Raw genomic sequence first — 24,746 nt, 5'->3', positions numbered from 1 at the left:
GATCCCCCAAGCCGCCCCTCGCTGCACCCCGTTACCAACGAAATCGCCTTGCGGTAATAAAAGGGGCAGCCGAACCGGTTCTCCCGAGGCTGCTCTGGTTATAGTCATCGGTGCCCCCTACCGTGGGCCTCTGGCCGTGCAACTAGGTTACACCCCGTTGTTGCCGGGTAGAGGCTATTCTTTCCTCAAGTCGTTAGTACCAACGTGCCAAACCGTATCACACTCCACGCGTTACGCTCGGCGCATGGCGTTCTGGGGCAGTCGCTGCTGCAGTACTTCGGCTTCGCGAAACCTTACACCGCAGGCACGCTCCGCGAGGATCGGCTGATGGCCGTTTTGGAGCGAGAATCCACCGAAGAGCGCGCTTCGCTCGCCGATCTCACGATTCTTATTGAGCAACTCGGCGGAGCGCCCGACGCGATCGAATTCCCGATGCGTCATACGGCTTGTCACGACGTCTCGGTCGAGTACGCCCTGCGTCGCGCGGCCACCGACCAAAAGGCGGTTGCCGCCCGGATCGAACTGCTCCGCGAAGAACTGGTTTTCGCCCGCGAAGCCGACACGCTGCTGAGCGAGGTTGCCCGTGATTGCGAGGCGCGTGCTAATCGGCTCATTCTCGCTGTCGCCCCGCCCAAGCCCACCGCGTTGCCTACCGGCACCGCGAGCTGACACCACCGGACAGCTGCTGCGTGTCTCACGTTATCGTTGACACCCACGCCCACCTCGACCAGCCGACGCTGCTGGAAGAGATCACGCCGGTGCTCCGCCGAGCCCGCGCGGCAGGTGTAACACGGGTCGTTTCGATCGGTGTGGACGCCGACTCGAGCGAAGCCGTCGCGCGCTTGGCCGCCGCACCCCGCGCTGCCGATGAGGCGACCGTCTTCGGTGCCGTGGGTATCCAACCCAACGATGTTGGGCAAGCCCTGCCCGGCGACTGGGACCGAATTGTGGCTCTAACAACGGTGCCGGGCGTAGTCGCGTTGGGTGAGACGGGCTTGGACCGCTACTGGGACCACACTCCGATCGCGCAGCAACGGGACTATTTCGACCGCCACTTGCGTCTCTCGCAGTCCACGGGACTGCCCTTCGTGGTCCACATGCGGGATTGCGAACAGGACGTCCTCGAGATGCTCCGCGAAGCGCACCAGCGTGGTCCGCTCAACGGGGTCATGCACAGCTACACGGGCTCACTAGAGGGAGCTGCCGAAGCGGTTGCGCTCGGCATGTACATCAGCTTTGCCGGCATGGTGACGTACAAAAAGTCGGAGGCTCTCCGCGAGGTCGCGCTGAGCGTCCCCCTCGATCGTTTGCTGATCGAAACCGACAGCCCCTACCTCTCGCCCGAACCGGTCCGCAAGATTCGTCGGAACGAGCCCGCCCACGTTGCGCACACCGCCGCTTGTCTGGCAGCGCTACGCGGAGAATCGCTGGCGGCTCTCGCCGCGGCTACCACGGCCAACGCGGCCCGGTTATTCGCCTGGAAGAACTAAAGCGCGGGTCACCGGCACGGCCTGAAGTGGTCGACCGGTTCAGCGAACAAAGTTGTCTTGGCCGCTGGCGATCCGCCGGGGCTCAAACTGCCCCCGCGAAGAGCGATGACTGGCGGTTGGGCCGATCCAGTTGCTACCGCAATCGCACGGGTCTTGGCAACGCGGCGGATCGTTGTGCCATTCACTCCAATAGGTTTCCCCATCGCAGCCGCCACAGCCACCACCACAGCCACCGCCGCAGCCGCCACCGCAGCCGCCACCGCAACAGTCGCCTCCGCCGCCGCAACCATTCCAGCACGGGCCGCACAGGGGGCTGAACAAACGACCCACCTCGCTCACAACACAGCCGACACCGAACGCCACGCCACGCAGCACACCGCAGCCGCGACACCGTCTGATACCGCAACCGCAAGGCGCTGCCATGCCACAGCCGGGTTCGCAGCCGCAACCGGGCTCACAAGCACAACCGGGCTCCATGGCGCACGTGGCTTCGCCGCAGCCGCACGCTCCGCAATCATCCGTGCAGAATTCAGTCGGCCAATGGCTCCGGCCACCACACCACCGCTGGCCTGCCATCGACCAGCCGGCAACACCACAGCCGCACGAGCCGACCCCGCAACCGGGCTCGACGCCACAGCCGGGTTCCATCCCACAACCGGCTTCCATGCCACAACCGCAGCCGCCACGGCCTACAACCGCACACCCGGAGGACAGTGCTAGCAAAACGGACAGCGAAATTATCAGCGGTGTAAGGCGTTGCATCGTCGCTCCTTGCGGTTCTCCACGCGATACCCCACATCGGGTCGCGCCGGGACACGCTCATAACTATCGACCGCCCCCGGGCAAAGAATCAGAAAAATCGGCACAACCGGCACAACCCTATGCCAGAGGCCGCCAACCAACCCGAGCCAGAGGGCCCCGCTGCCCTACGTTTCGCTGCCCTGCCGGTCGTCAGAGCATCGCGTTAAGATCGTAGCCTAGCCCTGTTTTTGCCCCACCGCTCAACCGCTCAACCGCTCCACCAGCCGCCGACCGCATGGAAACCGCCGCCAAGAAGTTCTTCCGATCGATTCTCGAAACGCCGAGCCCCTCCGGCTACGAGCAGCCGGTACAACGGCTGGTTCGCGACTATGCCACGGGCTTTGCCGATGAAGTGCGGACCGACTTGCACGGCAACGTCATTGCCGTTTGCAACCCGGACGCGGAGTTCCGCGTGATGCTGGCCGGGCACGCCGACCAGATCGGTCTGATCGTCACGCATATCGATGAGAACGGCTTCCTCTACAGCAATCCGATCGGTGGTTGGGATCCGCAACAGCTGATCGGCCAACGCATGACCATCCATACGATGGCCGGTGCCGTTCCGGCAGTGATCTCGCGCAAGCCGATCCATCTGCTCGATGCCGAAGAGCGCAAGCAGGTTGTCAAACAAAACGAGATGTGGCTCGACATTGGCGCCAAGAGCTTCAAGGAAGCCTCCTCGGTCGTCCGGATCGGAGATCCCGTGACGCTTGAGCTGGGCTACCAAGAGATGCGCAACAACCTGGCGAATTCGCCCGGCATGGACAACAAGACGGGTTTATGGGTCTGCATGGAGGCCGCCCGGCGGGCCTCGCAACGCGGGCTCAATGTCGGTTGCTACGCGGTCGCCACGGTCCAGGAAGAGATCGGCCTGCGCGGTGCCCGGACCAGCGCCTTCGGGGTCGATCCCCAAGTGGGGATCGCGGTCGATGTGACCCACGCCACGGACTGCCCCACCATCGATAAAACCCAGCAGTGCGATATCAAGCTGGGTGCAGGCCCGGTCGTGTATCGGGGACCCAACATCAATCCGCTGGTCTTCGATCGGCTGATCGCCGCAGGGGAACAGTCAAAGCTGCCGATGCAATGGGCGGCGCTGGGCCGCGGTGCGTCGAACGATAGCAACGCCCTGCAGCTCAATCGCGCGGGCGTGGCGACCGGGCTCATCAGTATCCCTAACCGCTACATGCACAGCGCCGTGGAAGTCATCTCACTGGACGATATTGACGCAGCCGCCGACCTGATCGCCGCGTTCTTGGTGAGCGTGTCGCCGGGTGATGACTTTACGCCCCTATGACAACTCGTGAGATCGAGCCAAACACATCGCCGCACACGCTCCTTCGCTTAAGCCCCGCCGGATGAAACCGACTCTGGGCTGGTTGACCGTCGCCGAGGCCTGGCGCGATTATCGGCAGCGCTGGCGACCGCTGCTGGTAATCGGTCTCGCCTGTCGCACCGTAGCCTTTCTGGTGCTGGGGCCTCTCTATGCACTAATTGTCCGCGTAGCGATCGCGGGTTCGGGTAAGTCGGTGCTGACCGACCAAGACCTGCTGTACTTCGTCAGTTCACCCCTCGGACTCGTCGGCCTGCTGATCGTGGTGAGCGGAGCCCTCGGCATCGCGGCCCTCGAACTCGGGGCGATGTTAACGGTTCTCGCTCAGCCGGAAGGGGCCGAAGGTCTCAGCGCGAGTCTTGCCTTCACGGGAAGGCACGCCGGCAGGATTTTTCGCCTCACGCTCCGCTGGGTGCTTGTTGCACTCTTGTGGCTGGCACCCGCTGTCGCGCTCGCCGCGGCAACTTATTATGGTTTGCTCACCCGTTACGACATCAACTACTACCTGACCGAGCGGCCCCCTGCCTTCATCGGATCGGTAGCAATCGCGATAGTCTTGGGAGCCTTTGGTCTCTACGCCTTGCTGCGGCTGGCGACCGAAGCGGCGATCGCGTTGCCGATCGCGTTATTCGAGCAACAGGGACCGCGCGCCGCTCTCTCCGAAAGCCGGCAACGCACCGCCGGTTCGCGCGCGAAGCTCGTCGCGGGAATCCTGCTCTGGGCCGGCGGATCGACACTCCTCGGGACAATTGCGGGCTTGCTATCGGCTTTGGTCGGCTGGCTGTTCGCACCGGCGTGGCCCACGTCGCTCGTAGCAGTGGCGATCGGCGTCGGCGCAGGGTTGATCGCTATGATCGTCATCGGGGTGCTGCTCAATCTCCTCGCGACCCACGCCCTCGCAGCTTTGATCTACCGTGCCTATCGGCAACTCAGCGGGGCCGATACCCCGCTACCAACCAGCCCGCCGAGCAGCGCTCGCACTTCTTGGCTTGTGACCAGGACACGCCTCGTGGCTTGCCTAGCGTTGACACCGCTAGTGGCAACGACGGTCGGCTTTGTCGCGCTGGGGAGGATACCGCTGGACGACGCAGTCCTTGTCATCGGTCATCGTGGCTCACCACGATCGGCACCGGGCAACACGCTTGTGTCGATCGAAACCGCCATCGCAGAGGGGGCCGACTGGGTCGAGATCGACGTGCAAGAGTCGGCCGACAATCAGGTGATCGTGTTTCACGATAGCGATTTCATGAAAGCGGCGGGGAGCGCCCTAAAAGTGTGGGAGGCCACCCGTACCGACCTCGACGCGATCGATCTGGCACGCGGCTCTTCACGTGGTCCGCAACGCGTGCCCACGCTGGAGGAAGTGCTCGAGGTCTGTCGTGATCGGGTCGGAGTCGTCATCGAACTCAAGTACTACGGACACGATATCGATCTGGAACGTCGTGTGGCGTTGCTAGTCGAGTCCGCTTCGATGACCGAGCAGACCATGTTTATGTCGCTCAACCACGAGGGCGTTGCCAAGCTCAAGTCGCTTCGTCCGCGCTGGCGCACGGGGCAACTGCTCTCGGTAGCGGTGGGATCACGCGGCAAGCTGGAGGCCGACTTCCTGGCGGTCAACGCCGCTTATGCCACGCGCGGACGGATCCGTGAGGCCCATCGTGAAGGGCGTGATCTGTATGTCTGGACCGTTAATGATCCCCGCACGATGTCGTCGCTCATCAGCCGCGGCGTTGACGGCCTGATCACCGACGTGCCAGGCACGGCGCGGGCGGTGCTCGAAGCACGGGCGCAGATGACACCGGTCGCCCGATTGCTGGTCGACTTGGCCGACCGCTTCCGTTTGGCGTCTCCGTTCGCGCCGGAGCTCTCAGTCGAGGCTCCCTAAGAACAAGGCACCTGAAAAAGGCTTCACTAATCAGCCGCTATTTGGCCTGTTTTTGACGTCGCTCACGTCTAACGCCTGCGCAAAACCTAGCGTATCCGGTTCAACAGCTTCCAACGGCGAGCCCTTCCCGCGCGATCCAAGCCAAGAAACGACCGCCGGCAAACCCCAGAAATTTGCCGAGAAAACAAGCAGTACCCCGTAGGGGAGTCGAACCCCTGTCTCCGCCGTGAGAGGGCGGTGTCCTGGGCCACTAGACGAACGGGGCGTGGCCGAAGACTCTTAAGTATCCGCGGCAACGGGTCCCTGGCAAGGGGCTTAGCTTTCAAGAGCGGCTGACCGATCCGGCCGGGCCCGGCCGCTGCCAAAACCATTGCACCGTTGTCCCCGCCTTCTGATCGGGCTCCCCAAACCGCGTCGACTTGTCCCCCGCCGAAATGCCACCTATGGAACCCCTCAGCTTTGCCGATTTCCAAACGCTGATCCGCAACATGTATCACGAAAAGGACGTCGCCCGCGGGGTGGACGGCACCTTTATGTGGCTCATGGAGGAGGTGGGAGAGCTCGCATCAGCGCTACGCGAGGGGACGCCCGAGGAGCTGCGGGGCGAGTTCGCGGACGTGATCGCTTGGCTGACAACGATCGCCAACGTCGCTGGTGTCGATCTTACGCAAGCGCTCCGCGAGAAGTACGGGGCGGGTTGCCCCGGCTGCGGCCAACTCGCCTGCCTGTGCGACAATGCGGAGAAGCCGTGATCGGGTCGCTGGCGGAAGTCTGCTTGGCGTTCGTGATGCGCATAGGCGCTGTGGTGGCGATTGCTGCGAGCACGGCGCTGCCGGGCGGAGCCGCTGACCTCGCCGGACCGCGTCTCGAGTCAGTCCGGGTTGGACTCGGCGGCAAGTACAAGCTGGGAGCCGTCACGCCCCTCGAAGTGCGTGTCGCCGGAGGGGCAGCGGGCACCTCGGTGCGCGTGGTCGCTCTTGCGCCCGATAACGACGGGCTGCGGGTCGTCACCGTCACGCCGCCGTTGACGCTCACTGGGGCTGAGCCCCAGACCGTGCGGCTGCCCGTGTGGGTCGGCAAGCCGGCCCCCGCCTTCGAAATCCGCTTGCTCGCTACGGAGCAGCCCGACGCCCCCCCCCTCGATCGGGCGGAGTTTTCGACCGGCGGATTGTTTCGCGGCGAGTTGATTAGCAACCCGCTCCCCGCGGCGACTCGGCTGCTGCTTTCGATCGGCCCCGATGTGGGGCTCGACAACCTGCAGGGCACCGCTTCTAAGGTCGCCCGGCTTATTAACATGGCGGAGCTTCCCAGCGATCCACTGGTCTACGACGCCTTTGAGACCGTGCTGCTGACCGCCGGTCTCGATGAGGCGTGGCGCAGCGCTGATCAGTCTGCCGAATCCGAGCAAATCGCGGCGCTGGATCAATGGGTCCGCGACGGCGGCCGGCTGGTCATTTCATGCGGTCGCGACGCCGCCACCTTGCTCTCGGCAGCAGGGCCTTGGAGCGTGTTGGCTCCCGGCGAGCTGGATCGTGTTGTGCCGCTCCGCTCAACCGCCGCGCTCGAAAGCTATGCGGGCGATGGCACACGCCTCAGCGACGCCGACCAGCTCGTTGCGGCGCGGCTAACGAACAGCCGGGGCGTGGTGTCCGCCTATGAAGGACCCACGCGCGAGGCGCTGCCCTTGGTGATCCGCGCCCCCCACGGGTTTGGCGAGGTCGTATTTCTCGCGGTCGATCTGGACGACCCCGCGCTGACACGCTGGGACGGCCGGGCCGCTTTGCTCCGCAAGCTTATCGATCCGCCTGCGGCGGAGCGCTCTCGTGCAGCGGTGAGTCCGCTCGGATCCAAGCCGCGCGGGGAGAGTGACCTCGTCGATGAGGCGATCCGCGTGTTGGGTGCCGCTTTGCCGCAAGTCAGCAGCGTCTCGGTGCTGGCGGTCCTCGCCGCAGCGGGCGTTTACCTGGTGCTGATCGGGCCGCTTGACTGGTGGTTTGTCAATCGCGCACTGCAACGCCCGCAGGCCACATGGCTCACGTTTCCGCTTATCGCGGCGGCGGTTGGTTTGGCGGTTTATGCGGGGGGCCAAGCCCTGCGCGGCGAGGCGTTGAAGATCGCGGCGTTCGAGATCTGCGATAGCGATCGGTCGGCCGACACCACACGCGGACTGCTGCTTTCGCAGATCTACTCTCCCAAGTCTCGCCGGTACGACATCGAAGTTGCAGAGACTGCCGCCACACGCACCAAAACCTGGTGGCTGGCCACCACCGGCGGGCGGCTGGGCGGACTCGCCAGCCGGGCAGCCTTGTCGCAAGACACCTATGCCCTTGAGGGGAGTTCGGTGCGCGGCCTGCCGTTGGTCTCCGGATCGACCAAGACCCTCGTCACACGCTGGCACGGTCCTGCCCAGCCCCTCATCACAGCCGACCTGACGCGGGCCGAGGGCGGGCTCGTCGAGGGGCAGATCACCAACCCGGGCAACCACGACCTGAGCGACTGCCATCTGCTGGCGGGCGGATGGGCGTGGCGGCTCGGAACGCTCGCGCGCGGACAGAGCAAGCCGATCAGCGACTCGGGCAACCTGCTCCGCATTACCACCCTGCTGAGCAGGCAGCTTGAAGCCGCGCCAGCCGATCCACGCTCTGCCGCCAAAGCTACCGCGGCGATTCTGTCCTTTGGCGAATTGCTCAGCCAGCGGACCACGATCGCCACCAATCGGCTCTTCGCTGCCAACGACCTGAGCCATCACCTTGAAGCCGGTCGGGCGATCGTTATCGGCGTGCTCGACGATCCCGCGACAAGCGTTGCGCTCGAAATCGCGGGAGAAAGCATCCCGGCCGATTGCCGCTGGCGAACAACATTCGTCCGCTGCCTGGTCGAGGTAGACTAAGAGACCCCGTACTTGCGAAAGTCCCCGCGCCATCGGCCGCAACCATCACAACCAACTCATGAGCATGATCGAACTCCGCGGGCTGGTTTTTGAGCGTCTCGACTTGGCATGGCCAAGATCTCGCCGGCTGCCGCGGCTCTAACGGACAAAGACTATGGCAATGATCGAACTCTGCGGGCTGGTTTTTGAGCGTCTCGACTTGGCATGGCCAAGATCTCGCCGGCTGCCGCGGCTCTAACGGACAAAGACTATGGCAATGATCGAACTCCGCGGGCTGACAAAAAAATACGGCGAGCTGTTCGCCATTCGCGAGATCGACCTGTCGCTCTCGGCGGGCGACGTGTTCGGCTTTATCGGCCCCAACGGTGCCGGCAAGACAACCACCATGCGCATCCTCGCGACGCTGCTTCAGCCCACTTGGGGCGAGGCGTATGTCGGTGGCAAGTCGATCTACACCCATCCCAAGGAGATCCGCCGCGCGATCGGCTACATGCCCGACTTCTTCAACGTCTACGAAGACATGCGGGTCATCGAGTACCTCGAGTTCTTTGCCGCCGCGTATCGCATCCGGGGCGAGGCCCGCCGCAAGGTGTGCGACGAGGTGCTCGAACTAGTCGATCTGGGCTACAAGCGCGACGCGCTCGCCACGAGCCTCAGCCGCGGCATGACGCAGCGTTTGGGCCTGGCGCGCGTGCTGCTGCACGATCCGCAGGTGCTGCTCCTTGACGAACCCGCGAGCGGCCTCGACCCGCGTGCCCGCATCGAGATCCGCGCGCTGCTCAAGCGGCTACGCGACATGGGCAAGACGATCATGGTCAGCAGCCACATCCTGCCGGAACTGGCCGATGTGTGCAACAAGATCGGCATCATCGAGCGAGGCGAGCTGATCGTGAACGCCAACGTAGCCGACGTCATGCGCCAGGTTCGTGAACAAACGGTGCTGCGGTTAGCGGTCAGCGAACGCACCGCCGCGGCCGCCACCTTGCTGCGGGGCATGCCGATCGTCGAGTCGGTCGAACCGGTCACCGCCCCGTCGCAGCACGAAGAGCTGTTGGTGACGCTCGTCCGCGGCACGGAACAGGGCCCCGCCGCGATCGCCCGCACCCTGGTGGAAGCCGGCTACGCCCTGGCGATGATCAAAGAGGACGAGATCAACCTCGAAACCGCGTTCATGACGCTAACGCAGGGGATCACGAGCTAGCAGGGTACGCACGCCAACACGCCAGATGCCATGTCCCCACGCGAAGCGGATGGGCCTGAGAGGCTTTTACTATCGCGTCGCAGTAATGCCTCTTGGACTATCTCACCGGACATGGTCTGGGTTGAAACGCTCTCACAATCAACCCTGAGTGCGACATCTGTGCCGGTAACCAACGCCGTCGCACTCGACCAGAGCTGGTCGGTCAGCCATTCGACGAGCTCGTGACACACCGGACTGTGGCGCCCTTAAGCGATATTTCTTTGTCGTGAGACTCTCGCAAGAATTGCGTCTTCGATCTGAATTGTCGTTTTTCGTCGTTAGACATTCGGCCGTCTACACCGATGGCTGGTTTATCAGTCCCGATCTGGATACTGAAAATTCAAGACGATATGAAGCGCGGGATTTTCATCTACTGTTGCCGAAACAAATGCCCTGTCGCCATCATTCTCGATATGCAGAGTCTGATCACTACCTTGAAACAAATCTCGCACTAGTTTGCACCAGCGCAACAGCAATTGCTTTGGTGGAGCGTCAAGCAAAGTCCATTGCAAATCTCCAATTCGGCGTGCACGCACGATGCACTCATTCTCTTCTAGTCGAGCCTCCCATACTAAGACCTTATCCCACAGCGACATAGCGAGTATCGCCTCCATCGAATGAGCTGCGACGCTCTTCCTGGAAGAAAAGTAGTTCGACTTGTCATCGCTGAGGATGGTAAGGGGTCGTGACTTCGGTAGCCAACCTTCATATACCGCGTTCCCACATGCGCTGCACCAATAGTGGAGCGTCGGCCTAAGATGCTTATTCATCCGAGCTCCACATTCGTCACATTTCATGCCGCGTTTCAACCGAGATAATGGGGCGGTAACGAGAGACGATGACTTAACGCCCCTGAGCATAGGCGTATGCCCATTCGCTTTGCGCGTGGGCATGGCGCCAACTTAGTGCCTCTAACAGTTGGCGACGCCGCTTCACTCGCCCGATTGGATCTGCGTGTAGCTCTCGTACCGCCTTGTGTCGATCCAGCCGTCGGCCACCGCGTCTTTTACCGCGCAGAATGTTTCGTGCGTGTGCGTGCAATCGGGGAAGCGGCACGCGCTCACATACGGCCGCAGCTCGGGCATGTAGCCCGCCACCTCTTGGGGGATGACATCCCATAGCTCGAAGCTGCGGATGCCGGGCGTGTCGACCAAAAAACCATCCACCGAGGCGTCGCTGTCGTCCGCATGCCAGCGCATCGGATAGAGCTCGGCGGTGGTGGTGGTGTGGCGCCCCTTTTCGCTCTCGGCGCTGACCGTCTGCACGCGAAGCCGCAGCCCCGGGTCGACCGCGTTCAAGAGCGACGACTTGCCGACACCGCTCTGACCGGTGAAAGCCGTCTGTTTGCCGGCGAGCACCGCCCGAAGCTGCTCGAGCCCTCGGCCCCGTTCGGCAGAGACCGGCAGCACCCGATAACCGAGCTGCGCGTAAACGCCCACGAGGGGAACCAGATCGGTCGGATCGATCAGGTCGATCTTGTTCACACACACGATCGGTCGGAGCCCCGCCTTCTCGGCGGTGATCAGGTAGCGGTCGATCAGGTTCGGCTTGAGCCGCGGTTCGGCGGCGCTGGCGACGATAACGATCTGATCAACGTTGCTGGCGATCAGCTGCTGACGGCCGCGGCTGGTGCGGCTGAGCACGCCGTGCCGGGGCTCGATCCGCTCGATCATGCCCTCTTGTGCCCCGCCGCCCGAAACCTCCGACGGGCGGAACCAAACCCGATCGCCCGCGGCGACCACGTGGCGCAAATCGGTAGCGAGCTGCTTGAGTAGCTGTCGGGTGGCACAGGCAAACTCGGCCCCCGCGTCATCCAGCACGACGCTGATGAGGCCCTGGGTGCGAAGGACAACTCCCTGCCGGCACACCGTGCGATCGACCTCCGGGAGGATCATTTCGCCCGCGGCGTCTTCCACGATCGCGGCATCGGCAACGGTCCTGCGGCGCGAGAGGTGCCCCTTGCCGCTGAGCCGCTCTTGTCCGGTCAGGCGTTCGGCGGAGTCTTCGCTCAAGCCTTCCAGCGATCGCGAGTCGGCGCGTCCGCGTGCCGACGAGTCGTGATTCTTGCGGAACGATGCGCGGAACTTGCTGCGTTTCTTCGCCATCAGTGAGTCACTTGCGTGACTTCAACTGTCCCGCGTTCATGTTGGTCGGGTCGTACCGACGCGAATCGGAACGACCACGCCCGGGGCCGGAGCCAGGGCCGCTATCGAGCCCGGCGCGTGCCAGCAGCGACTCGCTCATGATCTCGCGTGTGCGATCCGGAGCGGGCGGAGGCCCGTCGGCACCGAGGTCGGCCGGTGAGTAATCAACCCGATAGGAGTGCTTGGCGACGGTCAGCGTATCGCCCGGATCGAGGCGCCCCTCGGGCGTGCGGACGTTGTTGATCTTGATGCCGTTGCTGCTCTGCAGATCGCGGACGAAAAGATAGCCCCCTTCGAGCCACATCTCACAGTGGTGGGCCGAGACATTGGCAAAGCGCAGCACGATGTCGCACTTCTCGCGCCGTCCGATCATCAGCTTGGTCTTGAGCAGCGGGATCGGATCGCCGCCGCCAAGGGGGATGAGCTCGCCGTACATGACCGGACTCCTGAGGGGCTACGCTGGTTTGCTTCTCTCTCCTCTTTGGCAAGCAAACTACGCCTTCAATCTACGAAGCCGGCAGCAAACCGTCAACTTTTCGGGCTAGCAGCAGTCTACGGGTTATCACCGGGAAACCGCCTCCAGCACCGCAAAACACCCGGGATTCCAGCCGTAGCACAGCACGTACAGCTTGCCCTCGACCACGATGCCCGCGGCGTTATGGATGTGGCGAAACACGTCGAGCCCCAGATCAACCGCCGGGCGGAGTGTCGCGACAACCCTCCCGTCCCGCAGAATCTGCACCAGCCCCGGCTCGTTGTCTCCGACCAAGCAACCGACGATCATCAACCGCTCGCCACCGACTTCGACAAAGTCCACATCGCACGGGTTGCCTCCCTCCAGGTCGTAGGCCTCGATGAACTCGCCCGAAAGACTAAGCCGTTGCACCCACTGCCGCTCGCGGTCGGCGATCAACAGCGTGTCGTCGGTGGGGTCGAAAGTGACGCCGTGGTTGGTAGAAAACTTACCAGGAGTGCGGCCCTTACCCGCCGGACCGCCGAAAGCCAGCGGGCCATAGGCGAGCGCTTTCGGGTCGGCCGTCAGAATCTGTTTGGTGCTGCCGTAGCCATCGCAAACGTAAAGCAGACCGTTGGAAGCCACGTCTGCGTCAGTCGGGCGGTAAGCCCCGTCGACGCTCGCGGGCTTGCCGAGCGTGCCGATGTCGGAACCATCCGTGCGGATGAAATCGACATCGCCTAGTTCGGGGTCGGAAAGAACCAGATAGTCCCCTTCGGCGTCGGCCACGTAGGTTGTGTTGTGCAGCGCACCGGTCACAACCGCCTTGGTCTTGCTGAGGAGCGTCTTGTGCTTCAGGTCGGGCGCGATGCGGATCACTCCCGTCCGCACGAGCCCGAAGTACACCGCACCGTCGGGGCCCTTCGCAAAACCGCCGTGGGCATCTTTGATCCCCGCCGCGATTTCTGCCGGTAGCGCGCTGAGTTCGGCGTTGTAACGGAACACAAAATCGCCCGATCCCGTGACGGCCCCCGGCTTGGGATCCGCTGAGAAGGCGGTTTGCACACTCGTCGTGGGCTCGTGATCGTGCCCCTCATGAGCCACCGCGACAGCCGCGGCAAGCCCCACCACCAAGAACCAGCATGAAATCTGAGGAGCGTTTTGCATGGGAGATAAGTCCTGCAGGAAGAGGCAGCGGTTTCGATTGGTAAAGCAGCTGGCGATGAGCGTTTTAACGGCCTACGGGGCACCGGTTGTGAGGCCCCGTGGCGGGCACTATAACTGACAGGCTATCCAGGGTTTCAAGCCTTGCCCGGTTGGGCAATCCTGCGCCCCGATCCCCGCCTTCCGCGATTCTTTCAGGAGAAGTAGACGCCGTGGCCATTAAAGTTGCGATCAACGGTTTCGGCCGCATCGGCCGCCTCACCTTCCGCGGCCTCGTCGAGCGCTCGGATGAGTTTGAAGTGGTCGCCATCAACGACCTGACCGACAATAAAATGTTGGCGACGCTGCTGAAGTACGACAGCACGCACCGGCGTTTTCCCGGCACGGTCGACTACGACGACGAGCATCTGATCGTCAACGGCAAGAAGATCAAGGCGACCGCCATCCGCAACCCCGCCGAGTGCCCCTGGGGCGAGCTCGGCGTCGATGTGGTTGTTGAGTCGACCGGCGTGTTCTCGGCTCGCGCGACCGACGCCAAGCCGGGCTACGACAGCCACCTGATCGCGGGCGCAAAGCGTGTTGTGCTCTCGGCTCCCGCCAAAGACGGTGCCGATCTGACCTGCGTGCTCGGTGTCAACGACGATAAGCTCGACGCCAGCCTCAAGTGCATCTCCAACGCGAGCTGCACGACCAACTGCCTGGCCCCGGTTGCCAAGGTGCTGCACGAGCAGTTCGGGATCGTCAACGGCCTGATGACGACCGTTCACGCTTACACGAACGACCAGAACGTGCAGGACCTGCCGCACGCCGATCCGTATAGGGCTCGGGCTGCGGCGATGAACATCATCCCGACGAGCACGGGTGCCGCGAAGGCGGTTGGGCTCGTGATCCCCGAGCTGCAAGGCAAGCTCACCGGCTACGCCCTCCGCGTGCCAGTCGTTACCGGCTCGGCCGTCGACCTGACGGTCAACCTCGCCAAGAAGGCCAGCCCCGCCGAAGTCAATGCGGCCATCAAGGCCGCTGCCGAAGGCCCGCTGAAGGGGATCCTTGCTTACACGGAAGACCCGATCGTCTCGACCGACATCATCGGCGATCCGCACAGCTCGATCTTCGCCGCCGACTGGACCTGCGCCATCGGCGACGGAATGCTGAAGATTCTGAGCTGGTACGACAACGAATGGGGCTACAGCTGCCGCACCGTGGACCTGATCGCCAAGATCGCCGCGCTGTAACAATCATTCCTCATTGATCGCTAAGCCCCGTCCCGGGACCAGCGAACAACGACCCCTACCCAACGGACCGCGCTGAGCTAGCTCAGCGCGGTCCGTTTTTTTGTGCCGCCGCTTTTTTGACCGATACGGCCTTCCGGTCAGCTGCCCGAACCGAACACGGTTCAATGACCGGTGACAACCCCTTGTCACCAGGTCGGCAGCCCGCTTGCTTGATCCGCGAAACGCGCGAACTACGCTCGGCACCCGCTGTGGCAGGACGGATCCGTTAACGCCAACTGCTGCCATGAGCGGCACGACTTAACGAACTGTTCTGGCCCCAGGAGCCGAGTCGATGCGATACGCGATCGTGATGGTTTGCCTGACAATGCAGGCACTTCCGCTGCTCTCAAGCTCCGGCTCAGCGCAGCTTGTCGTCACCGAGATCATGTACGACCCGGCCTCGGATGAACCCGCTTGGGAATGGCTCGAGGTCTATAATCCGGGCGCGGCCCCGATTGACCTCGCCGGTTTCTTTGTTGATCGCGTGGGAGACCCTGCGCTGGGCACCAACCCCGCGGCGAGCATCCGGCCCGTGGTGGGCGTTAACGGCACGGCCGTGCTGAACGCCACCGTTGTCCCCGCGCACGGCGTGGCGGTGCTCTACAACGGCGAGGCTCTCGGCTACGAGCCGCAGCGGTTTCGATCGGCCTGGCCCAGCGTCCCCGCCGGGGTGCCGCTGATTGGCGTGTCGGGCTGGGGAGGGAACAACCTTACCAACAATCCGTCGCCCCCTGACGTGGCACCAGACCTTCCCGGACTGACCTTCGGCTTCTGGCCTAATGAATCGTCTTATCGGGCTGACACCGCCAACCTCGGCACCGCGATCGATCCCGACCGGCGGGTAGTTAGGGTAAGCAGCGCCAACTTTTCTTTCGCGTACGCCAGCGGCGCGGGATGGCCCCTCAACAGCGGCAACGGTTCTTCGATTCAGCACAACGGTGTCGGCTCCACCACGGTCGGAGCCAACTGGGGTCCTGCGGCGATCGGTGCCGATAACGCTTTTCAGAGCACGCAAACCCACCTGCCCGGAGCGCCCGTCAACGGTGCCGATCGTGGCAGTCCCGGACGTTTGCCCGCCGGCAACAGGCCGGCTCCGCGGCCGAGTGGACCGTCGTTGATGATCTCAGAAATCATGGCCAACCCCGCCTCGATCACCGGGTCGCGTGAGTGGGAGTGGGTCGAGATCGTTAACTACGGCACGCAAGCCATCGATTTTGCAACGACCCCGCTGTGGCTCGACGATGACGATGGTTCAGCATTGAACGGGGCGAACGTGTTCTTCGGTTCGATCCCTGCCGGCGGCACAGCGGTGCTGTTCGACGCCAACGCTGCCACACTGGCACAGATGCAGAGCGCCTGGAATCAGAGCGTCGGTCTGAACCTGATCCCCGTCATCGCTTGGCCAACGCTCGCCAACAGTGGCGACACGATTGGCTTGTGGACCGATCCGATTGGCTATGCGATCGACAAGATCCAAGGAACTGTTTCAGGGGCGTTGATGTCAGTGACCTATGACAACATCTCGCCCTGGCCGAACGATAACGACGCCGACTCGATCTATCTCCGCGACCTTACCTATCCGACCAACGTGGGGGCCGCCTGGGCGCGCTCGAGCGGGTCGCCCTACCCCGACGCCAAAGCCTACCGAGCCGCAGCGGTTTTCGATCCCCTGGGAGTGATCGACAATAGCGGTGCGGACGTTGGCAGCCCCGGCCACTACGGTCCGGCGATCGCCCCCCTTGCTGGCGATTACAACAACGACGGACAAGTCGATTCTGCCGATTATACCGTTTGGCGAGACGGCGGCCCGCTAGCGAACGAGACCGCATCGCCCCATGTTGTGGATCAAGCCGATTATGAGGCCTGGCGGGTAGCCTATCAGGCCACTGCCCCAGGATACGCTGTGCCAGAACCTTCGTTCTTGCCGCTGTTGGCAGTTGCAGGAGGCCTTGCCGCAAGCTTACGATGGTAGCTGCGGCGATCCCCCACCACGTGGCCGTCGCAAGATGGCCCTGCCGTGAATCGTTGGTGGCGCGCTGAGGAAATACTTTCCTGCCTCGCCACGCGATGAGCCGTCGGGTCCCGCCGCCGTAGGCTGCGGATCAAGCTTAGCGGCATCTTCTCTTCCCACCATCGAGCGAGCCCACCGTTTTCTGCGATACTGAGCACGGCACCCCCGGGTGGCCGTCTGCTTGTGGTCACAAGAGAACCTCCGCTTCTCACGCCCTTCTGGAGTACTTCCGCCATGCAAGCCACTCGCACCCTTATTGGCGCCCTTGTCGGGCTTGCGCTCGGCATCGCACTGCTGATGATCTTTATTGTCCAACTGAAGCAAGATGCTTGGTGGACGTTCATCCCCGTTGGCTTGGCCATTGGCTACAGCATGCGTGTGCTTGCCTCGACGGGTCGCGAGAGTTACTTGCGCGGCGCTCTGGCAGCGCTGCTGACCGGTGCCGCGGCGTTCCTCGGACCACAAGCTGCTGCGAAGATCGTTCAGAACAAGGGCCCCACCATCACCGCGGCCAAGCCCGCTGAGAAAGCAAGCGATGAGGCCTCCGAGGATGCTGCCGGCGGCGATGCCATCGTGGCCGAAGAAACGCCGACGGTGATGGAAAGCCTGCCCTCAGCCAACACCGGTTCGATCGGCTTGTCGCGCAGCAAGAACTTCAATCCGCTCGATGCCGTCTGGCTCGGGGCGAGCGTTCTGCTGGCCTATGAGTTCGGTAAGGGCTCGACCCGAAAGTCCGATGCGGACGAGTCGGACGACGCAGAAGCATCCGACGATTCGCCCGCTCACGCCGCAGACGCTCCTGCTACCACGCAGGTTTGATCGGCAAGGCTTGCGGGCTCGACAGGGTTATCCCTCAGGCTTGTTATCCCTCAGGCTTATCGCTGGTCGCTTGTTGGTCGCGTAGCAGCCTGCGAATCCGCCGGCGGGCATCTTCGGAAAGCCCGCCGGGTTCGGGAGGTTTAACCGTCGCGTTGCGTAGCCAGCGGTCGATTCCTTGCAGTTGCACGCGTACGCGCCGGCAGCCAGGGCACACGGCCTCGTGCAGCCGCGCTGCTAGCCGATCTTCTGCTGTGGAGGCTCCGTCCAGTTCGTCGGACATCACCTGTGTGGCGTGCGCGCACCGCATGGCGAGCAGCCTCCACAGCCGTCGCAACGGTTGGCGGAGCCAATCCCCCATCCGTTTAGTCTTCTTCACAGAACCAGCGGCGTTCAAGGCAACGACGCACCAACAGCCGGGCTCGGTGTAGCCGGACCGACAGGTTCTGTCGCGAGATCCCCTCTTCCTCGCAAAGCTGCTCGGGGGAGGCCTCGGTGATGGTCCGGCCGTGGAAGACGCGCACCAGATGCTGGGGTAAGTCGGCTTGGCAGCGGGCTAACACCTGCCAAAATTCCTCCGCCTCAGCGGCTGCGCCCGCGGCCGCTAGCGATCGGTCGATTGCGTTCTCTAGACTCCAAGCCTGGGGCCGTACGGCCCACTCTGAGCGGCTGTTGAAGAGGGGCGGATCGTTCTCGTGCGGCACGTTGCCAGCCACTTTATTGTGCCGACGGCCCCGTGTCGCACGCCAATAGTCGGCGATCTTGCGCTTCAAGATCCCCACGAGCCAGCTCCGCTCGGCAGCCTGACCGGCGTAGGCTGCGCGGCCGCGCCACGCTGCTAGCAGCGTTTCTTGGACCAAGTCCTCCGCTGTGGCGGTGTCGCGGACACGAACCACCGCGTAGGCCATCAGGCTGTCGCCGTACTCATCGAGCCAGCGCTCGGGGTCCAAGGCGATCGGCGCAGGAGGAGGAACGACCAAGGGTAGTACAACATTCAGAGAGATCGTCCAGCGCGGCTGAAGCCAACGGCTCTGCCTTTCCCAATATCATGCTCCACCGCCGGTCCGCCGACTGTGGTCCATCGCACAATAGCGGGCCGAAAATTGGGCGTGCCCAACAAGCGATGTTGACCGAGGCATTGAACCGGTGCGTCTCGCTCCGGCGGGGCAAGAGAGTTACCCACCGAGATCGCTTTCTTGAAAAATTGCTGATCGCTTTGTAATCGATCGCGATCTCTTCCGACTAACCCTGCGACCAATGCTGACGCGTCGCAAGGGTCCTTAAGTTTGACATCACGATCGCCAAACAAGCCGTGTTGTGTTGGGCCAGATTGTTCGAAAGGTTTGCCCCGCAAACTCTCGAACGTAGCCGACACTTGCTCGGCGTGGGCGGCGATCACAAACCCTCAAGGACTACAAGAAGATGCAACGATTGGCACTAACAATGGCTGCCCTGCTCGTCTCCTCAGCAGCGGTGGCGCAACCGTTAACGATCACCGTCGAGAATCTTTCCGGAACTGATGGGTTCTTTCTGACCCCGGTTTGGTACGGATTTCACAATGGCTCGTTCGACCTGTTCAGCCCGGGTTCGCCGGCCTCACCCGGTCTTGAAGCGCTGGCGGAAGACGGCATCGTCAGCGTGCTCCAAGGTGAGTTCGCCGCTCCCGGTCGTCTGCAGGGCGTGATCGCCAACCCGGCGGGTTTCCCGGGGGCACCGATCATCGACGCCGGCGAGACCGCGACCACCCAGGTGACACCGATCAACCCGGCCGGATATCGCTACTTCAGCTACGCCTCGATGGTGATTCCCTCTAACGACGCCTTCATCGGCAACGGCAACCCGACCGCCTACGAGATCTTTAATGCGGCGGGCGAGTTCAACGGAACGCGGGTGATCGAGATCTTTGGGTCGAACATCTGGGACTCCGGCACGGAAGTGAATGATACCTTTGGCGCGGCTTTCTCGACCGTCGGTGGCACAGCGACTGACGAAGGCGGGGTCGTAGCCCTGCACACCGGGCTTGCCAACTTTGAGGGGACCGGCACCCCCGCGGGCTTCAACGTGGCGGTCGGTGCCGCACCGGGTGCCGGCGATCTGATCGCACGGATCACGATCTCGCAGGTCCCCGAGCCCGCTTCGCTCGGCTTGATCGGCACGATCGTCATGGCTGCCGCTGGTGCCCGACGCCGATCATAAGCGCCCCGCGAGTCCTCCCACACCACTTCGCACACCGTTGAGGGCGTTAGCCATTGGGGCGCGCTCTCAACGGTTTTTTTCTCGTGGGACTAGGCCGTTGCGTCTATGTTCGTCGCACAACTATTCTTGATCTTCGTCAAAGCTGGCGACCCTTATCGTTGTGTCTTGCTGAGAAGGTTGCCACTCTTGCGGCGTGCTCTTTTGAACTTCCGGCATCAGTTCGGGTTGTTGGTTCTGAGCAACCTCTTCCGCTCTCGATTGTTCAGCGCTCGCGAAACCTACATCGGTACTCTTTGCCGGCCAGTCAATGGTCGCGAGCGTCTTGCGCCCCTGATCGTCGATCATTCTTGTCCAGAGTTGCAGCGACTCTGGCGGGGCGGTCGCATACGAATCGGGCAGTGCCAGCGACAGCCTGATCACCCCCTGCGAATCGACTCCCAGAGCGACTTCTTCTTGGTTGAAGTCCCAGCGTGCTAAGTAACGTTCGGCTTCTACGGCGTGGGGATCGATCAGCATCAGCGAGACCGTGCCGGCAAAGCGACTCGGCTCATCCTCAACTAGCGGCCTCAGCGTTGCCAACAAGAGTGGCGATCCGTCTTGTGGGTCGGTGCTCGGCAGCGCCGAAAGCACGACGCGCTCAACGGCTCCGGCCTCGGGAAGCCTCCGCATCGTCCGCGCCGGCGGGGCGAAAGGCAGGGGCGGAGCCATGCCGGCAAACGGAGCAGGCTCCTTCGGGCCCGCAATCGCAACGCCTGCCGGAGCAATCAACTCTGGCACCGCGTCCCGTTTCGGTTGGGGGACAGCAACCGCGGTAAGCTCAAGGGGAGCCACAGCAAGCCGATCGATCCGTTCGGCCCGCTGGGGTTCTATTTGGCTGGAGTCGGTCGGTCCCGGCTGGAAAAGCGGGGCCGCATCGAGCGGCTCAGCCGCGCTACCAGGTGCCGCGCTGTCGGGAAGCGTTGGTTGAAAAGGAGGTGCCTCCTCCGGCAGTTCAAACGACTCGACGCGCTCGCTCGCGCCGGAGCGATCGGACCCGCCGCGTGGCTCGTCGCCAGGCAGCTGTGGCCGAGAAAACTCGAGCGGCTCGGGATCACGCGACAGCAAGCTCGAAGAGGAAGATTTTTTTCTTGTTGGTGCTGATGACCCTGCGCCAGCGGTTTCAAGGTCCCGCTTCAGTTCGGCTACTTCGGCCCGATACCCGCGCACCAAGTCTTGGTACTCGCACAGACAGTCTTCCAGCCGATAGATCTCGTCTTCTTGGAGCCGCAGCTCTCGCTGATACAGGTCGGCCTGCATCTGCTTGCCGCTGCTCGTGCAGCCCAGCGGCGCAAGGCAAGCGAGAATGACGAGCCGTCCGAAACAGGACGTGCTGCCACTGGTGCGTACCGAGATCGCCCGCGAGATTCGCATCGGGCAGGAAATACAAGAGCGTCCCGCTCCGCGTCAAGACAGAGCCAGCCCAGAACACGCTCCGATGCTAGCAGCGCAAGGGCACGAGCCCTTGATGCCCGACGCGCCTTTAGCCGTGCATGCTCTCGATGATCTTATCGACGAGCTTGTACTCAAGGGCCTCTTCCGCGGACATGAAGTTATCGCGATCCGTGTCTTGCTGGAGCTGCTCAAGGCTCTTGCCTGTATGCTTGCCCAGGATTGCGTTGAGCTTGTCCTTGGTCTTCCGATACTCGGTGGCGTGGATGAGGATGTCTTCGGCGGTGCCCTGCATGCCCGCCAGCGGTTGGTGGATCATGACGCGGCTGTTGGGCAGCGCGTGCCGCTTGCCGGCGGTACCGGCAGCGAGCAGCACGGCCCCCATGCTGGCACACTGGCCCATGCAGTACGTGGCCACGTCGCACGTGACAAATTGCATAGTGTCGTAGATCGCCATGCCGGCCGTGACACTGCCCCCGGGCGAATTGATGTACAGATGGATGTCGCTCTTGGAATCGTCGGATTGCAAGAACAGCATCTGCGCCACCACATTGTTGGCGACCTCGTCGTTGATGCCCGATCCGAGCATCACGATGCGATCTACCAGCAAGCGGCTGTAGATGTCCATCGCCCGCTCTTCGCGGCCGCTCTTCTCGATAACGTAGGGGATGAGTGGCATGGCAGGGGCTCCGTCCGTGGTCGGCGTTCAGGCCGGGTGGCGTGGGGGAGAGAAAACGGCCGGGCGGGCCGGCGGTCTCGCGAGGGGTTGGTGAGGGCGAGTCAGGCTCAGTCCTTGTCGGCACCGTCTTCCTCGGAACCAGGCGGTTTGGTGAGGATGTCATCGACTAAGCCGAATGCCTTGGCCTCTTCCGCCGTCAAGTAATAGTCGCGGTCACAAGCCTTCAGAATCTCGTCGGTCGTCTTGCCGGTATCACCGGCGAGGATCCCGTTGAGGGTCTCACGCGTCTTGATGATCTCTTGGGCCTGGATCTCGATGTCCGAGACCTGACCACCAACGCCACCGTGTGGCTGATGGATCATGACCTTTGAGTGCTTCAGAGCGAACCGCTTGCCCTTTTCACCGCCGGCCAGCAGCACCGACCCCCCGCTCGCCGCGAGGCCAACGCAGTAGGTCGACACGGGGCAGGTGATCATCTGCATGGTGTCGTAAATAGCGAGCGTTGCCGAGACGCTTCCGCCCGGCGAATTGATGTAGAAGTGGATGTCCTTGCGGCGGTTTTCGCTCTGCAAGTAGAGCAGCTTCATCACCAATTCGTTCGCGTTGCCGTCGTAGATCTCTCCTTGGAGAAAGATCACGCGGTTCTCGAGCAGCAAGTCGCCCAGCGTCATCTGACGCTGGCGCTGGTACTCGCGTGCGGCACGCGGCTCAATCGGTCCGCTGTGGGCGTCCCACACGGTGGAGGCCGTAGCCAGGAACGGTCCGTTTTCCCGAGCGCTGCGATCGCTCATGTCAGCTCCTTCTGCCTGGGGGATCGCGAACGACCCGGTAGCGGGCGCGTCCGTCGGCTTCCCGTTCTCTTACAAGTCCGGGGGGATCGGGCCGCGTTGCGGCACCGGGCTCTTACTTCTTATCGTCGGCCGGGGCGTCTTCGGTCGCCTGGGGGATATCTCCCTCGGCTCCCCCCACAGCAAACGGGATTGCCTCGACGGTTTGCTTCGGCGGTTCGTAAGGTTGGTCGTCGAAATCGGCTGCTCCCTGAACCAGATCCATCACCTTCCGTTCGATGATTTGGTTACGCAACACGTCCATCAGGCCCCGCTTCTCGATCTGGGCCCGAACGCGGCGCGGCGACTCGCCACTCTGGAGCGACATCAGGAAGATCTCGCGATCGTAATCGCCGTCTTCCACGTCCAGGTTCTCCTCCTCCGCGATGCGCTCGAGGATGAAGTGCTCCTTGAGCGAACCGGCGGTTGAAGCGGCGCTGTTCTGACGCAACTCGTTCTCGCGGGCGCGGATCTCGGCTTCGCTGAAACCGCTGCGACGCAGCTCCATCACGGCTCGCTCCAGCTCGCGCACGCTTTGGCGCTTCAGCAGGCTCGGCGGCAGGTCCCAGTTGGCCGCCTCGGTCAACAGGGCGCTGATCTGCTTGCGGGTCTGCTGCTGCTGGGCGTACTCGAGCTGACGCTCGAGATTCTGCTTGACGGCCGTCCGATAAGCCTCGGCGGACTCGAACTCGCCAAGCTCGTCAAGGAACTCCTCGGTCAGCTCGGGCAGCTGGAGCCGTTTGACCTCAAGCACTTCAAAATCGATCGCGACTTCTTTGCCACGAAGTTCCTCGTTGGGCGCATCCTGGGTGAGCTTGACCTTGGCCTGGAAGCGATCGCCCGCCTTCTTGCCAGCGGCCAACTTCTCGAACCCTTCGAGCCGCGTATCCACAAAGCTCAGCGTTTCGCGGATCCGCACCAGGCGGTCCTCATCACGAGCAACCTCAGCCCCGTCAGCCGTCGCGACAAGGTTGACGACCATGTAGCCGCCGGCCTCGGTCGGGCCTTCGTGCGGAGCTAGCTGACCGTAACGCGCCAGCATCTGCTCGATCTGCTGATCGACTTCGGCATCCGTAAATTCGTGGGTCGGACGCTTGAGCTTGAGACCCTTCCACTTGGGTAGGGCAAACTCGGGGCGGACCTCGATGCTGAACTCGAAGGTCAACGGACCTTCGTCGGGAATCTCGACGGCTTCCAGATCGAGATCCGGTTCGCTGATCGCGGCAAAGTCTTGCTCTTCGCTCACTTGCGAGAGGCTGTCCATCAGGAGCGAGCCCTTGACCCGCTCGATGATATCGTCGCGAAAACGCTGCTCGACGATCTTTCGCGGGGCCCGACCGATCCGGAATCCCGGTACCGAAGCACTCGACATCAGATCGCTGTAGGCGTTGTCCAGATACCGATCGATATCTTCGCGAGAAACCGTCACGGCGATGCGACGCTCGCAAGGGCTCGGTTTTTCGACCTCAACCTGCAGGCTTAGCGGTTGCGGCTCTTCTTCCACGGCGACTTCGGCGCCCAGGTCTTCATCGTCTGCCATCGTCTGTCTCTATCGCGTGATTTGCGGTTCCTGTCGCGCCACCCTGGCGGCGGATCAGATCGACCGGGAAGCTTAACTCGACCGGAAACCGCAGAGCTTACCTTCACTAACCCCGCACCGAGAAGGGGCATGCCGGGACAAACTCGGCCCAAAAACCGCTCGGCAAGCCGCAGAGCAGTTGTAAACTTCCACCAAACGTCTTGTGAGGCGGGTCGCGATGTAGGAGGGCCTTGGAAGGCTCATCGACGATCCGTCGGCAGGGGGTCCAGCGGATTTCGTCGTCCCCGCCGGCCCCGCGGGCGGGCCGGCAAGCAAATTCGCTGCGACCAAGGCCCAAATTGCACAAGACCGACAGCCTGCCTTGCTTCTACTCCGGCGACCCTTCCGTTCGTGAAAAGGCGGAGAAACAAAGGCACCAAAGAAAAAACGGAGCACCAGAATCGGGTACCCCGCCCAAAAAACTCGACGCTATCTTTGAAACGCTCGAATAAGAGCGGCTGATCGGATTCGAACCGACGACAATCACGTTGGCAACGTGATGCTCTACCAACTGAGCTACAGCCGCGTGCCGTCGCTG

21 protein-coding genes and 2 tRNA genes are annotated in these 24,746 nt (G+C 62.9%); 12 read left to right on the top strand and 11 right to left on the bottom strand.

Annotation, left to right across the window (positions count from 1 at the left end):
• Positions 1 to 204: 204 nt before the first annotated feature.
• From Pla111_RS01410 to Pla111_RS01385, 5 genes are all read left to right on the top strand, one after another.
• Positions 205 to 669, top strand: a complete 465-nt coding sequence (locus tag Pla111_RS01410) for a hypothetical protein (protein ID WP_146570654.1) — start codon at positions 205 to 207, stop codon at positions 667 to 669.
• A gap of 20 nt (positions 670 to 689) precedes the next feature.
• On the top strand, positions 690 to 1,490 hold the full coding sequence (locus Pla111_RS01405; RefSeq protein ID WP_146570652.1) for a TatD family hydrolase: 801 nt from the start codon (positions 690 to 692) through the stop codon (positions 1,488 to 1,490).
• Between the two features lie 105 nt (positions 1,491 to 1,595).
• Positions 1,596 to 2,210, top strand: a complete 615-nt coding sequence (locus tag Pla111_RS17080) for a hypothetical protein (RefSeq protein WP_197524658.1) — start codon at positions 1,596 to 1,598, stop codon at positions 2,208 to 2,210.
• 316 nt (positions 2,211 to 2,526) lie between these two features.
• Entirely contained in the window at positions 2,527 to 3,588 is a 1,062-nt protein-coding gene (locus Pla111_RS01390; RefSeq protein ID WP_146570648.1) for a M42 family metallopeptidase, read from the top strand.
• A gap of 61 nt (positions 3,589 to 3,649) precedes the next feature.
• Positions 3,650 to 5,509, top strand: coding sequence for a glycerophosphodiester phosphodiesterase family protein (locus Pla111_RS01385; RefSeq protein WP_146570647.1), 1,860 nt, complete (start codon positions 3,650 to 3,652; stop codon positions 5,507 to 5,509).
• A gap of 192 nt (positions 5,510 to 5,701) precedes the next feature.
• Here Pla111_RS01385 and Pla111_RS01380 read toward each other — a convergent pair.
• Positions 5,702 to 5,774, bottom strand: a tRNA-Glu gene (locus Pla111_RS01380).
• Positions 5,775 to 5,943: 169 nt separating this feature from the next.
• Between Pla111_RS01380 and Pla111_RS01375 the strand changes: the two genes are divergently transcribed.
• The 3 genes from Pla111_RS01375 (at position 5,944) to Pla111_RS01365 (ending at position 9,600) form a co-directional block, all read left to right on the top strand.
• Positions 5,944 to 6,261: a MazG nucleotide pyrophosphohydrolase domain-containing protein gene (locus Pla111_RS01375; protein WP_146570645.1), complete on the top strand. Its 318-nt coding sequence runs from the start codon at positions 5,944 to 5,946 to the stop codon at positions 6,259 to 6,261.
• Entirely contained in the window at positions 6,258 to 8,399 is a 2,142-nt protein-coding gene (locus tag Pla111_RS01370) for a hypothetical protein (RefSeq protein ID WP_146570643.1), read from the top strand. Before Pla111_RS01375 ends, Pla111_RS01370 begins: the two co-directional genes overlap by 4 nt.
• Before the next feature lie 256 nt (positions 8,400 to 8,655).
• Entirely contained in the window at positions 8,656 to 9,600 is a 945-nt protein-coding gene (locus tag Pla111_RS01365) for an ABC transporter ATP-binding protein (protein ID WP_146571532.1), read from the top strand.
• Positions 9,601 to 10,571: 971 nt separating this feature from the next.
• Here the strand turns inward: Pla111_RS01365 and rsgA are convergent.
• The 3 genes from rsgA to Pla111_RS01350 form a co-directional block, all read right to left on the bottom strand.
• Positions 10,572 to 11,744: a ribosome small subunit-dependent GTPase A gene (gene rsgA / locus Pla111_RS01360; protein WP_146570641.1), complete on the bottom strand. Its 1,173-nt coding sequence runs from the start codon at positions 11,742 to 11,744 to the stop codon at positions 10,572 to 10,574.
• A 7-nt stretch (positions 11,745 to 11,751) separates the two neighbouring features.
• A complete protein-coding gene (locus Pla111_RS01355) occupies positions 11,752 to 12,219 on the bottom strand; it encodes an FHA domain-containing protein (RefSeq protein ID WP_146570639.1) in 468 nt (155 codons plus the stop codon).
• A gap of 126 nt (positions 12,220 to 12,345) precedes the next feature.
• Positions 12,346 to 13,404 (bottom strand): hypothetical protein, encoded by a 1,059-nt coding sequence (locus tag Pla111_RS01350; RefSeq protein WP_146570637.1) that lies wholly within the window; start codon positions 13,402 to 13,404, stop codon positions 12,346 to 12,348.
• A gap of 209 nt (positions 13,405 to 13,613) precedes the next feature.
• On the opposite strand from Pla111_RS01350, the gene gap reads away from it, so the two are divergent.
• The 3 genes from gap (at position 13,614) to Pla111_RS01335 (ending at position 17,502) form a co-directional block, all read left to right on the top strand.
• A complete protein-coding gene (gap, locus tag Pla111_RS01345; RefSeq protein ID WP_146570635.1) occupies positions 13,614 to 14,633 on the top strand; it encodes a type I glyceraldehyde-3-phosphate dehydrogenase in 1,020 nt (339 codons plus the stop codon).
• A 331-nt stretch (positions 14,634 to 14,964) separates the two neighbouring features.
• Complete coding sequence (locus Pla111_RS01340; protein ID WP_146570633.1) at positions 14,965 to 16,644, top strand: lamin tail domain-containing protein; 1,680 nt, start codon at positions 14,965 to 14,967, stop codon at positions 16,642 to 16,644.
• A 273-nt stretch (positions 16,645 to 16,917) separates the two neighbouring features.
• Positions 16,918 to 17,502: a hypothetical protein gene (locus tag Pla111_RS01335; RefSeq protein ID WP_146570631.1), complete on the top strand. Its 585-nt coding sequence runs from the start codon at positions 16,918 to 16,920 to the stop codon at positions 17,500 to 17,502.
• Positions 17,503 to 17,545: 43 nt separating this feature from the next.
• Here Pla111_RS01335 and Pla111_RS01330 read toward each other — a convergent pair whose 3' ends face one another.
• A complete protein-coding gene (locus tag Pla111_RS01330; RefSeq protein WP_146570629.1) occupies positions 17,546 to 17,878 on the bottom strand; it encodes a hypothetical protein in 333 nt (110 codons plus the stop codon).
• Positions 17,865 to 18,479: a sigma-70 family RNA polymerase sigma factor gene (locus tag Pla111_RS01325; protein ID WP_146570627.1), complete on the bottom strand. Its 615-nt coding sequence runs from the start codon at positions 18,477 to 18,479 to the stop codon at positions 17,865 to 17,867. The genes Pla111_RS01330 and Pla111_RS01325 overlap by 14 nt, the downstream gene beginning before the upstream one ends.
• 463 nt (positions 18,480 to 18,942) lie before the next feature.
• Between Pla111_RS01325 and Pla111_RS01320 the strand changes: the two genes are divergently transcribed.
• Positions 18,943 to 19,695, top strand: a complete 753-nt coding sequence (locus tag Pla111_RS01320; protein WP_197524657.1) for a spondin domain-containing protein — start codon at positions 18,943 to 18,945, stop codon at positions 19,693 to 19,695.
• A gap of 120 nt (positions 19,696 to 19,815) precedes the next feature.
• Here Pla111_RS01320 and Pla111_RS01315 read toward each other — a convergent pair whose 3' ends face one another.
• From Pla111_RS01315 to Pla111_RS01295, 5 genes are all read right to left on the bottom strand, one after another.
• Entirely contained in the window at positions 19,816 to 21,105 is a 1,290-nt protein-coding gene (locus tag Pla111_RS01315) for a hypothetical protein (protein ID WP_146570625.1), read from the bottom strand.
• A gap of 109 nt (positions 21,106 to 21,214) precedes the next feature.
• A complete protein-coding gene (locus Pla111_RS01310; protein WP_146570623.1) occupies positions 21,215 to 21,802 on the bottom strand; it encodes an ATP-dependent Clp protease proteolytic subunit in 588 nt (195 codons plus the stop codon).
• Positions 21,803 to 21,909: 107 nt separating this feature from the next.
• Complete coding sequence (locus Pla111_RS01305) at positions 21,910 to 22,473, bottom strand: ClpP family protease (protein ID WP_231930677.1); 564 nt, start codon at positions 22,471 to 22,473, stop codon at positions 21,910 to 21,912.
• Between the two features lie 232 nt (positions 22,474 to 22,705).
• On the bottom strand, positions 22,706 to 24,169 hold the full coding sequence (gene tig / locus Pla111_RS01300) for a trigger factor (RefSeq protein ID WP_146570620.1): 1,464 nt from the start codon (positions 24,167 to 24,169) through the stop codon (positions 22,706 to 22,708).
• 492 nt (positions 24,170 to 24,661) lie between these two features.
• A tRNA-Gly gene (locus Pla111_RS01295) sits at positions 24,662 to 24,734 on the bottom strand.
• Positions 24,735 to 24,746 lie beyond the last annotated feature (12 nt).

Origin of the sequence: Botrimarina hoheduenensis (genome assembly GCF_007859815.1) — a bacterium.
GTDB lineage: Bacteria > Planctomycetota > Planctomycetia > Pirellulales > Lacipirellulaceae > Botrimarina > Botrimarina hoheduenensis.
This window is presented reverse-complemented; position numbering and strand designations above follow the sequence as displayed.